The sequence below is a fragment of the Helcococcus sueciensis DSM 17243 genome (assembly GCF_000423145.1).
GTDB lineage: Bacteria > Bacillota > Clostridia > Tissierellales > Peptoniphilaceae > Helcococcus > Helcococcus sueciensis.
Map to the genome: position 1 here is coordinate 22,307 of NZ_AUHK01000009.1, position 12,189 is coordinate 34,495.

11 protein-coding genes are annotated in these 12,189 nt (G+C 27.5%); 10 read left to right on the top strand and 1 reads right to left on the bottom strand.

The genetic code is table 11. From position 1 onward, the window contains the following. Positions 1-5: 5 nt before the first annotated feature. Complete coding sequence (gene rpmH, locus G534_RS0103675) at positions 6-140, bottom strand: 50S ribosomal protein L34 (protein ID WP_027347920.1); 135 nt, start codon at positions 138-140, stop codon at positions 6-8. 448 nt (positions 141-588) lie between these two features. Between rpmH and dnaA the strand changes: the two genes are divergently transcribed. The 10 genes from dnaA (at position 589) to brnQ (ending at position 12,128) form a co-directional block, all read left to right on the top strand. Beyond that, positions 589-2,031, top strand: coding sequence for a chromosomal replication initiator protein DnaA (dnaA, locus tag G534_RS0103680; RefSeq protein WP_027347921.1), 1,443 nt, complete (start codon positions 589-591; stop codon positions 2,029-2,031). Positions 2,032-2,191: 160 nt separating this feature from the next. After that, on the top strand, positions 2,192-3,286 hold the full coding sequence (gene dnaN / locus G534_RS0103685; RefSeq protein ID WP_027347922.1) for a DNA polymerase III subunit beta: 1,095 nt from the start codon (positions 2,192-2,194) through the stop codon (positions 3,284-3,286). Between the two features lie 8 nt (positions 3,287-3,294). Beyond that, on the top strand, positions 3,295-3,501 hold the full coding sequence (locus G534_RS0103690) for an RNA-binding S4 domain-containing protein (RefSeq protein WP_034595950.1): 207 nt from the start codon (positions 3,295-3,297) through the stop codon (positions 3,499-3,501). A 3-nt stretch (positions 3,502-3,504) separates the two neighbouring features. Then, positions 3,505-4,629 carry a DNA replication/repair protein RecF gene (gene recF, locus G534_RS0103695; protein ID WP_027347924.1) on the top strand — a complete coding sequence of 375 codons (1,125 nt, stop codon included), beginning with the start codon at positions 3,505-3,507 and terminating at the stop codon, positions 4,627-4,629. Next, complete coding sequence (gene gyrB, locus G534_RS0103700) at positions 4,616-6,526, top strand: DNA topoisomerase (ATP-hydrolyzing) subunit B (protein WP_027347925.1); 1,911 nt, start codon at positions 4,616-4,618, stop codon at positions 6,524-6,526. Before recF ends, gyrB begins: the two co-directional genes overlap by 14 nt. 8 nt (positions 6,527-6,534) lie before the next feature. Next, positions 6,535-8,967 carry a DNA gyrase subunit A gene (gene gyrA / locus G534_RS0103705; RefSeq protein ID WP_027347926.1) on the top strand — a complete coding sequence of 811 codons (2,433 nt, stop codon included), beginning with the start codon at positions 6,535-6,537 and terminating at the stop codon, positions 8,965-8,967. Positions 8,968-8,975: 8 nt separating this feature from the next. Next, positions 8,976-9,281: an STAS domain-containing protein gene (locus G534_RS0103710; RefSeq protein WP_027347927.1), complete on the top strand. Its 306-nt coding sequence runs from the start codon at positions 8,976-8,978 to the stop codon at positions 9,279-9,281. Then, positions 9,281-9,625 (top strand): ATP-binding protein, encoded by a 345-nt coding sequence (locus tag G534_RS08395; protein WP_051177411.1) that lies wholly within the window; start codon positions 9,281-9,283, stop codon positions 9,623-9,625. Before G534_RS0103710 ends, G534_RS08395 begins: the two co-directional genes overlap by 1 nt. A gap of 93 nt (positions 9,626-9,718) precedes the next feature. After that, complete coding sequence (locus G534_RS0103720) at positions 9,719-10,477, top strand: SigB/SigF/SigG family RNA polymerase sigma factor (protein WP_027347928.1); 759 nt, start codon at positions 9,719-9,721, stop codon at positions 10,475-10,477. Positions 10,478-10,814: 337 nt separating this feature from the next. Next, the gene (brnQ, locus tag G534_RS0103725) at positions 10,815-12,128 is read left to right on the top strand and encodes a branched-chain amino acid transport system II carrier protein (RefSeq protein WP_027347929.1); all 1,314 of its coding nucleotides are present in this window, start codon (positions 10,815-10,817) and stop codon (positions 12,126-12,128) included. Positions 12,129-12,189 lie beyond the last annotated feature (61 nt).

Below are 12,189 nucleotides of genomic sequence, written 5' to 3' on the forward strand. Positions count from 1 at the left end.
ATAGACTATGCTGATAATCTCTTTCTACCTTTTTGTCTTCTTGATTTTAATACTCTTCTACCACCTGGTGTAGTCATTCTATTTCTAAAGCCATGCTTCTTTGATCTTCTTCTTTTGTTTGGTTGAAATGTTCTTTTCATGTTTCCTCCTAATATATTTTTTAAAAATTCGCATAACAATTCATTATAAAATGCTATCTTCAATTATAGATTTTTTAAGTTTAGTTGTCAAGTTATCCCACTTTTATATCATCCGCACTTAAATATTCAATGTGGATATATTTCTATTTGTGGATAACTCTGTTTTTTTTGTATTTTTTACAATTTATTGATATAATATTCTAGTAATTATTAGAGTTATACAATATATTTATTAAAGTTATTAACATTTGTTAGTTAATTGTGGATATTTATATTTTATTTGTCGTTAAAATATCGTTTTTAACTAGATTCTTTATCCACAAATATAGTTATCCACAATTATGGATTATATGTTAGTAAATTTTACATAAATAGTTTTTTTGTTGAATTTACTTATACTTTAATACTAATTTTATGTGGATAAATGTGTTAATAAAAGGGAGGAAAAATGCAAGATTTAAATCATCTGTGGGAAACTGTTAAAAGTCAAATTTTCCTAGAAATGATTGAAGTTCATTATAATACATGGATTAAGCCATTGATTCCTCTAAAAATAAAGGGGGATACTATATATCTATATTCAAATGTTGGATTTGTCAGTAAAATAGTTAATGATAAATATAAGGAAACTATTGAAGAGAAGTTTAAAAATATTCTTAATCCTTTAGTAAATGTAGTTATATTAAGCCCTACTGATGATTTGTTAATAGAATTACAAAATGAATCGGATGATGATTCAAGTGAGAATACAGGCCAGTTAGAAATGGGATATTATGGTGCAATAGATGTTACTAAAGACGTCATAGAAAAACCAACGCCTAAAACTTACCTCTATAAAGATACATTAAATAAAAAACATACATTTTCAAACTTTGTAAGAGGAAAATCTAATGACTTAGCTCTGGCAATAGCATTAAATGTAGCCGATAATCCAGGTACAATCTATAATCCTTATTTTATTTATGGAAGTTCAGGTCTTGGTAAAACTCATTTAATGCAAGCAATAGGGAATAAAATTATAGAAAATGATCCTAGTAAAAAAGTTATTTACATTACTTCCGAGAATTTTATGAATGAATTTATTCAAACTATTACTGACAGCAAAAATTCTGTTACCAATTCAAAGATTTTTAGAGATAAATATCGAAACTGTGATGTTTTAATGATAGATGATATTCAATTTATATCAGGAAAAGAAAGTACACAAGAAGAAATTTTCCATACTTTTAACTCATTACAGGCCGCTAAAAAACAAATTATTTTTACATCAGATAAAAAACCAGAAGAGATAAAAGGTTTAGAAGATAGATTAGTTACAAGGTTTAGTGGTGGAATGATAGCTGATATCCAAAAACCTGATTTTGAAACTAGAGTTGCTATATTAAATCATAAAGTTAAGATGGATAGATACGATGTTCCTAATTCAGTTATAGAATTTATAGCAGAAAATGTAACTTCTAATATAAGGAATTTAGAAGGAGCTATATTAAAAGTTATGGCTTTTTATAATCTTGAAAAACAAAGAAATGCTTTTCCAATAGACGATGAAGATTTTCTAGAAATAGCAAAAAAAGCTCTTGCTATCGAAGAAAAAAAGAAAAAGCCAATTACTTTAGAGTCCATTAAACAGGTAGTTGCAAATTATTATGGATTAGAACCTAATGATTTAATTGTACAAAATAGACAAAAATCTGTATCTGATCCAAGACAAATAGCTATGTACATTTCAAGAAAATATACTTCATCATCTCTTGTAAAGATTGCTAATTCTTTTGAGAGAGATCATGCAACTGTTCTATATGGATTTGAAAAAATTAATAATTTAATTAAAACAGATTTAGCTACTAAAAAAGAGATAGAAAATATACTTGCTATATTAAATGGAGATTAGTGTTGATAAAATAAAATAACTTTTTTTGTTATATCAAACTTATCCACATGTATATCCACATAGTTTTTCTATGTTTTTTAACTTAAACTAAACTTATACACTTATTAACAGCCCTTACTACTATTATTACTAAATTTAAAATATATATATAGGAGCAGATATGAAATTTAAGATATTAAAATCAGAACTTGATAAACACATATCTATAGCTCAAAAAGCTATTTCTAATAAGTCATCAATTCAGCTTTTAGAAGGTATAATGTTTACTGTAAAAGATGGTCAATTGATACTTAGTTCAACAGATTTAGAATTATCTATTGAAACGAGAGTAGATTGTGAAGTTATAGATGAAGGTTCGATAGTTATTAATTCAAATATGATAGGTAATCTTGTAAGAAAAATGCCACAAGATATGATTACTATTACGGTGGATGGAGTGAATATAAATATAAAATCACAAAATTCAGTATTTGATATTACTGGACAAGAGGCAGATGAATATCCACAAAATCCTGATATTCAAGAGAAAACTTTATTGACAATGGAAAATCAAGATTTAAAAGATGCCATTAAAGAGACTATTTTTGCTACATCGAATGATGAAACTAGACTTGCATTTACGGGTGTTTTATTTGAAATTAAAAATGACTATGTAAGATTTGTAGGTTTAGATGGATACAGAATGGCAATGAAAACTTTTGAAATTAATTCGGGAGTGGAGTCTACATCTATTGTTCCGAAAAGAGCTTTTAATGAATTAATTAAAATAATTGACGATACTACAACAGATATAATTGTGATACCAGGACATATAGTGTTTATAAATGGTTCAACAAAGATGTATTCAAGACTTATAGATAAAAATTATATAGATTACAATAGGATAATCATAAAACAACATAAGACCGCTGTAAAATTAAATAGGAATGATTTTATAAATTCTTTAGAAAGAGCATTACTACTTACAACTGGAAATAATGCATCACTTACAAAATTAACTTTTGAAGATGATATGATTTCTATCAATTCTAATTCAGAATTTGGAAAATTAGATGAAAAAATTTATGTTGAAAAAGAAGGTGATGATTTAGTTATAGCATTTAATACAAGATATATGCTTGATGGATTAAAAGCTATTGAAGATGATGAAGTTGTTCTTTATCTGAATTCACAGTTAGAACCAATGAATGTTTTCCCGGTAAATGATTCAAATCAATATATATATATAGTATTACCTGTGAGACTTTCAAAATAGAGGTAAAAATGAAAATTAAAATAGATACAGAATTTATCAAACTTGACAGCTTATTAAAATACGCCTCAATCGTTCAAACGGGTGGAGAAGCTAAAGATTTGATTTTAGATGAACAAGTTAAATTAAATGGTGAAATAATCACACAAAGAGGAAAAAAAATTAGACCTGGAGATGTAGTTGAGACTTTAGATCAAATAATTGAAATAGAAGGATAGATTATGATTATTGAGGAACTTAGACTGATAAATCATAGAAATTATGATGATGAAAATATTAATTTTCATGATAAAACAAATATATTAGTTGGGAAAAATGCTCAAGGCAAAACTAATTTATTAGAAGCCATATATATTTGTGCTAGAGGATACAGTTTTAAGAATCTCAAAGAAAATGAATTGATAAATTTCGATAAAAATCAGATGTATCTAAAAGCGAAAATAAAAAATAAAGATAAAAAGAGAACTGTAGAGATAAAAATTTCAAGAAATGATAAAAAAATTATTAGAATAAATGAAGTTAATATTACAAATTTAATGGAAATGAAAAGTCAATTTGGAGTTGTAATATTTGCTCCAGAAGAAATTTTAATAATAAAAGAAAATCCTGCTTTGAGAAGAAAATTTATAGATGATATCATTTCTAATAATGATAATGTTTATAAAAAATATCTGAATAATTTTTACAAAATTAGAAGTCAAAAAAATGAATTATTAAAAAATAGAAATTCTAAATATTTTGATCAAATGCTTGATACATATAATCAAAAGCTTATTGAATATTCTGCATTGATAGGTATTTATAGATATAAATATTTGGAAATACTAAAAAAATATGCAAGTAAATTTCACTACGAACTATCCTCTGGTCATGAAAACTTACAAATTATATATGATAATAATTTTTCTACTAATTTTGAAAACATAGATAGAATAAAAAAAGAGTTTAGAGAGATTTTAGAAAAAAATAGAGAAAAAGAGATAATTAGAGGGCAAAGTATATATGGTCCTCATAAAGATGATATAGTTTTTTTGATTAATGATAATGATGCGAAAGTTTATGGTTCACAAGGGCAGCAAAGAACTATAATGTTATCTTTGAAATTAGCAGAGGCAAAATTGATAGAAGAGATAACTAAGACTAAGCCTATATTACTTTGGGATGATGTGTTTTCCGAATTAGATAATCAAAGAGCGACTTTATTAGTAGAAAGATCAAAAGCTTATCAAAATATTATTACGACAAATTCATTACTAGAAATTAATACAGATAATTTAGATGGTGAAATATTTACTATTATAGATGGAAAAGTTATAAACGAAAGGAATAAGAATGGCAAAAAATAAAGGATATAGTGAATCCAATATTAGGGTTTTAGAGGGACTGGAAGCGGTTCGTGTAAGACCTGGTATGTATATTGGATCAACAGATGAAAGAGGACTTCATCATTTAGTGTATGAAGTAGTTGATAACTCTGTAGACGAAGCTTTAGCTGGAAGAGCCGATACAATTACTATAGAAATATATGAAGATGGTTCAATTGAAATTTCTGATAATGGTTCAGGTATTCCTGTTAAAAAACATGAATCAACAGGAAAATCTACTTTAGAAACAGTATTAACTATATTACATGCTGGTGGTAAATTTGATTCAGAAGCATACCAATTCTCAGGTGGATTACATGGTGTTGGTGTTTCTGTAGTTAATGCTCTTTCTAAAAAGATGATTGCAGAAGTTAAAAGAGATGGATATAGATACACTCAAGAATTTTCAAGAGGTCATTCAGAAACTAAACTTAAGAAAAATGAAGAGACTGATGAAACTGGAACAAAGATAAGATTTTGGCCAGATGATGAAATATTTGAAACTATAGAATTTGATAGAAATACTTTAAGTAAAAGATTTTTAGAAATGTCATTCTTAAATCAAGGCCTAAGATTGATATTTATAGATAATCGAGGAGAGTACCATAAAGAAGAATTTTATGCTGAAGGTGGACTTGCATCATTTGTTGAATATTTAAATAGAAAGAAAAAACCACTTCATGATGAGATTATTCATTTTAAGGGAATGTCAGATGGTTCTGAAGTTGATATAGCTATCCAATATACAGATGCTTATTCAGAAAATATTTTCTCATTTGCAAATACAGTATTAACACCTGAAGGGGGGACGCATCTAACAGGGTTTAGATCTGGACTTACTAAGGCTTTGAATAATTATGCTAGAGAGTATAATTTATTGAAAGAAAAAGATGAAAACTTTTCAGGTGAAGATATAAGAGAAGGGATTACAGCAATAGTTGCTGTAAAACTTAAAAACCCACAATTTGAAGGACAAACAAAATCTAAGCTTGGCTCTTCAGAAATGCGTGGTGTAGTAGATTCATTTTTAATGGAACAATTATCTATCTTTTTAGAAGAAAATCCAAAAATTGCAAAGATAATTATAGATAAAACTGAAGCTTCAAGAAGAGCTAGAGAAGCGTCAAAGAAAGCTAGAGATATATCTAGACAAAAAAATAGTATATTAACTAATACTACACTTCCAGGTAAATTGGCAGAATGTCAATCTACTGATATTTCTGAAAATGAAATATTTATAGTCGAAGGGGATTCTGCGGGAGGTTCAGCAAAACTTGGAAGGGACAATAGAACACAAGCTATTTTACCTATAAAAGGTAAGATAATGAATGTTGAAAAAGCTAGAGAAGGAAGAGTTTTATCTTCTGAAGAAATTCAAGCTTTGATAACTGCTTTTGGTACAGGTATTGGAAGTGAATTTAATATAGATAATTTAAGATATGGGAAAATAATTATCATGACAGATGCGGACGTTGATGGATCTCATATAGATACTCTTTTACTTACATTCTTATTTAGATATTTAAGACCATTAATAGAAAGTGGTAGAGTTTTTATAGCTCAACCTCCACTATTTAAGGTAACTCAAGGGAAATCAGAAAGATACGTATATGATGAGAAAGAATTGAAAGTAGTTTTAGACAATATCGAAGGAGAAAACTATAAACTTTCAAGATATAAGGGGCTTGGTGAAATGAATGCTGAACAATTGTGGGAAACTACAATGGATCCAGATCATAGAATTTTAGTTCAAGTTAAAATAGATAATGATTCTCTTACACTTGATGAAACTTTTAGTACATTAATGGGAGATAAGGTTGAACCAAGAAGAGAATTTATAGAAGAAAACGCCCAATACGCTAAGAATATTGATGCATAGGAGAATTTATGACAGAATTTGATAAATCAAATATCATTTTACAAGATATAGAACAAAAGATGAAACAGGCCTATCTCGATTATTCAATGTCAGTTATTGTTTCAAGAGCACTTCCTGATGTTAGAGATGGGTTAAAACCAGTACACAGAAGAATATTATACGGAATGAGTCAATTAGGTTTAGCTCCAAATAAACCTCATAGAAAATCAGCAAGACTTGTAGGGGAAGTAATGGGTCGTTTCCATCCTCATGGAGATACTGCTATTTATGATGCAGTTGTAAGATTAGCACAAGACTTTAATACAAGATATATGCTTGTAGACGGACAAGGTAACTTCGGTTCTATTGATGGTGATGGAGCTGCTGCTCAACGTTATACTGAAGTAAGGATGACAAGACTTGCACAGGAAATGTTGAAAGATATAAATAAAGATACAGTAGATTTTCAACCAAACTTTGATGAAGAAGAATTAGAACCTAAGGTATTACCTGCTAGATTTCCGAATTTACTTGTAAATGGATCTGCAGGGATTGCAGTAGGTATGGCCACAAATATGGCACCACATAATTTAGGTGAAACTATAGATGGATGTATTGCATATATTGATGATCCTGATATTACTGTTGAAGGACTTATGAAGCACATAAAAGGTCCTGATTTCCCAACGGGTGCGAATATAATGGGCAAAAAAGAAATTATAGAAGCCTATAAGACTGGTCGTGGAAAAGTCAAAGTTAGAGCTGAAGCAACAATTGAAGAGTATAAATCTAAACATAGAATTATAGTTTCAGAAATTCCTTATCAAGTAAATAGAGCAAGACTTATTATGAAGATTGCTGAACTTGTTAGAGATAAGAAAATTGAAGGAATTTCAGATATTAGAGATGAATCTAATAGAAATGGTATGCGTATAGTTATTGAAACAAAGAGAGATGCTAATCCTAATGTAGTTTTAAATAATTTATATAAGCAAACTCAATTAACTACAACATTTGGTATTATCAATTTAGCATTAGTAGATGGAATTCCAAAAATTCTTTCACTAAGAGAATTAATTCATTATTATATTGAACATCAAAAGGAAGTAGTAACTAGAAGGACTAGATTTGATTTAGAAAAAGCAGAGGCTAGAGCGCATATTGTTGAAGGGTTAAGAATAGCATATGACAATATTGACGAAATAGTTAAAATTATTCGTTCAAATTATGATGATGAAGAAATAAAGAAAGAATTTACAAAGAGATTCGGATTAACTGACATACAAGGTCAAGCGATACTTGATATGCAATTAAAGAGACTTAATGGTCTAAATGTAGAAAAACTTGAAGAAGAATATAAACAACTTTTAGAGACTATTAAAAATTTAAAGGCAATCTTAGCTGATGAAAAACTTTTAATGGGAATTATCAAAGATGAATTGAATGAAATTAAAGAAAAATATTCTGATGATAGAAGAACTAAGATAAGACCTGCTATCGACGATATCGAAGATGAAGATTTAATTGAGGAAGAAGAAGTAATAATTACTCTTACAAATCAAGGTTATATAAAGAGAATTCCAGCTGATACCTATAAAGTTCAAAATAGAGGTGGTAAAGGTGTAGTTGGAATGGCTACAAAAGATGATGATTTCGTACAAGATTTATTTGTAACATCTACTCATGATAATATTCTATTCTTTACAAATAAAGGTAGAGTATACATGAAGAAAGCGTACGAAATAAGAGATGCTAAGAGACAATCTAAAGGTCAAGCAATTATTAATTTACTTCCATTACAATCGGATGAAAAAGTTACTCAAGTACTTCCAATCGTGCTAAATGATGGTGAACAATTCATAGTTTTTGCAACAAAAGAAGGTAAGATTAAGAAAACTAATATAGAGGAATTTGCAAATATTAGAACTTCAGGAATAATTGCATTAACATTGAATGAAGATGATGAATTAATAGCCGCAAGAGTAGTTGAAAAAGGTAATGAAGCTGTAGTTGTAACATCTGATGGTCAATCAATAATGTTTAGTATGGATGATGTTAGACCTATGGGTAGAAATGCAGCTGGAGTAAAAGCAATTACATTGAATAAAGATGATTTTGTTGTTGATCTAAGTATATTAGATGATAATGAATATCTATTTAATGTAACTGAAAATGGTTTTGGTAAAAAGACATTATTAAAACATTATAATGTTCAAAGAAGAGGTGGTAAGGGTGTTAAAACATATAAAACCACTAAAAAAACAGGTAAAATTGTGGCTACTAAGCTTGTAAATATGGACGATGAAATAATTTTAGTATCAGCTAAAGGTGATATAATAAGATTATTAGTTAAGGATATTTCAACACTAGGTAGACATACTCAAGGCGTTATCTTAAAGAAAGTAAAAAAAGATGATGAAAAAATAGTAGCATGTGCTAAATACATTGCTGATATAGAATAGGAGTTAATATGACTTTTAATGTGAATTATTCTGAAGAGAATAGTTTAATAGCACAATTAAGCGGAGATTTAGATATAAATGTAGTTGATGATTTTAAAGAAGATATTTTAAATAGGATAGATGGATCAAAAGATATTGTTTTAGATTTAAAAGATTTAGATTATATTGATTCTACAGGACTTGGAGTTGTAATGACTATTTATAAAATAGCTTTAGAAAAAGGTAGAAATTTAAAAGTTAAAAATGCAAAAAGAAACATCTATAAATTATTTAAAATAACAGAGCTTGATGAAATTTTAGGTATGGAGGAATAATGGATATTATTAAATTTGCTATACCTAGTAATCCTAAATATACACAAATGTTAAGATTATCATCTGCTTCTATAGCAAATTCTATGGGGTTTGATATAGAAGCTATTGAAGATATAAAAGTTATAGTTTCAGAATTATTCACATATTTACTTAGTGATTTGGATGAAATTAAATTTGATTTTATTATTGATGATAATAAACTTGATATAGTAACTTACAGGCGTAGAACTCAAATAGAAGGATTAAACGAAGCTCAATTTGAATTGAAAAAACAAATACTTATGGCTCTTGCAGATGATATAAAATTTGAAGATGAAAGAGTAATTGTAAGTGTTGAATTATAAGATATAAGGTTAATTATGGCAAAAAAAGAAAATAACCAAATTAAATATTATGAAGAATTCAAAAAGCTTGAATTATTGAGAGATAAAGAAGAGATACTTGAAAAAGACGACTCTCCAGAAAGTAAAAAAGAATTACAGAAAATTAAGAGAGAAATAAAGCAAGTCAGAGATTATCTTATAGAAGAAAATTTATATATAGCTGAGATATTTGCTAAAAAATATTCAAATCGTGGGATAGAATATGATGATTTGTATCAAATTGCTTCTTTAGGTCTAATCCTTGCAATAGATAGATTTAATACTGATAGAGGTTTTGAGTTTTCATCGTATGCAACACCCACTATTACTGGAGAAATTAAGAGATATTTCAGAGATAAAGGTTGGGTAATTCGAGTTCCAAGAAGAATTCAAGAAATTTCTAAACGTATAAATATTGCTAAAAATACATTAACTCAAAGGCTACAAAGAAATCCATCTATAGATGAAATTGCTCAATATTTAGAAGTTTCATCAGAAGAGGTCATTGAAGTGATGGATGCTGCACAAGTATATTCACCACAATCAATTGATAAAAACTTAGATAATTCATCAGAAGATAGAGAGTTTAGTTTTTCAGATATTTTAGGTGAGGAAGATAAAAATTATACTCATATTGAAAATATGGATTTTATAAAAGAAGCGATGAAAGATTTCACGGAAATTGAAAGACAGATAGTCGTTTATAGATATTTCGATAGAATAACACAAGTAGCAATAGCAGAAAAACTTGGAATAAGTCAAATGACAGTTTCAAGAATTGAAAAAAAAGTATTAAAAAAATTTAGAAAAGCTATGGATATCGAAATTGAATAGAAATTCAATATTTTAAAAGGTAAATCATTATTGATTTACCTTTTTTTGTTTATATTAGTGACTAAGATATATTTTTGACTAAATTGAAAAAATAATATTTGGAAGTTATAATTATAAAAATAAGGAGAAAATTATAAAAATATATTAATTATTTTTTATGAAATAATTAAAATCTAAATGAAGAATATAACTTGTAGAAGCGCTTAAAAAGCAGCTTTAAGTAATAGTAGTAGAAGCAAATTTAATAAAAAATACAGATTATATTACATATATAATTAATATTAATTCTATATAAATAAATATTAGAGTAAAATAGTCTGATAGATTAGGAGGATTTATGAAAAGAAATTTAACAAAAAAAGAATTTGTTAGTATAGCATTACTTCTTTTCTCGATGTTTTTTGGGTCGGGGAATTTAATATTTCCACCAATGCTTGGACATTTAGCTGGTCCAAATATGTGGAAAGCACTTTTAGGATTTACACTTACAGCGATTATATTTCCTGTACTTGGAATTATAGCAGTTATCAAAGCGGATGGACCAACTAAATTATCAAGAAGAGTAGGACCTTTATTTGCAATTATTTATCCAGTTCTTATTTATCTTTCTGTTGGACCAGGAATTGCTATTCCTAGAAATGCAAGTTTAGCGTTTGAAATGTCAATAGGACAATATTTCCCAGGAAATCCAAATATTAAATTATGGCTTTTAGTATATACATTAATCTTTTTTGCTATATCATTATTCTTAAGTTTACAACCAAGCAAATTAGTAGATAGAATTGGAAAGGCTTTAACACCGATATTACTTGCTTTAATTATATTATTATTTTTTGGTGCAATTTTTAAAATACCAGTTAATATCGGAGATGTAGATTCATCATATCAAAGTCCTGTAATTAAAGGATTCATTGAAGGTTATAATACAATGGATGGACTTGTTTCAATTAATTTTGGTGTAGTAATACTATTAACTTTTAGTAATTATATGATAAATAAAGAATCAGATAAGATAAAATATACAACATATGCAAGTTTTATATCTGGTGGAATATTATTTACAATATATGCAATGATTGCATATATAGGTATGATTACATCAGGGACATATTCAAATATAAGTAATGGTGGAGAAGTATTATTTAAAGTTACTAACAATATATTTGGAGCATTTGGACTAATAGTAATAGGGCTTATATTTACTCTAGCTTGTTTAACAACAGTTGTTGGGCTTATAACATCAGTAGGCCAGTATTTTGCAGAAATAACAAAAACACAATATAAGACATGGGCTATACTTTTTACATTAATTTCATTAGTACTTGCTAATTTTGGTCTAAATGAAATATTGAAATTCTCAGTTCCAATACTTATAGCTTTAAACCCTGTAGCTCTTGTAATTATTTTATTATGTTTATTCCAAGATGTATTTAAATTTAAGAGAATATCCTATAGACTAACAATTTATACAACAGTAATAATAGCTATAATTCAAGGATTAAATGCGTTTGGAATAAAAACAGAAATATTTAATAATATATTATCAAAATTACCTTTATATAATTATTCATTGGAGTGGGTAATACCAACATTTATAATGATGTTAGTATCATTGGTTATAGGGAAGATTTTTAATACTGAAGAAATTTAATTAAAAATAAAAAAATTAGTGTATCAGTTATTTAGATACGCTAACTTTTTTTTGTTTATAA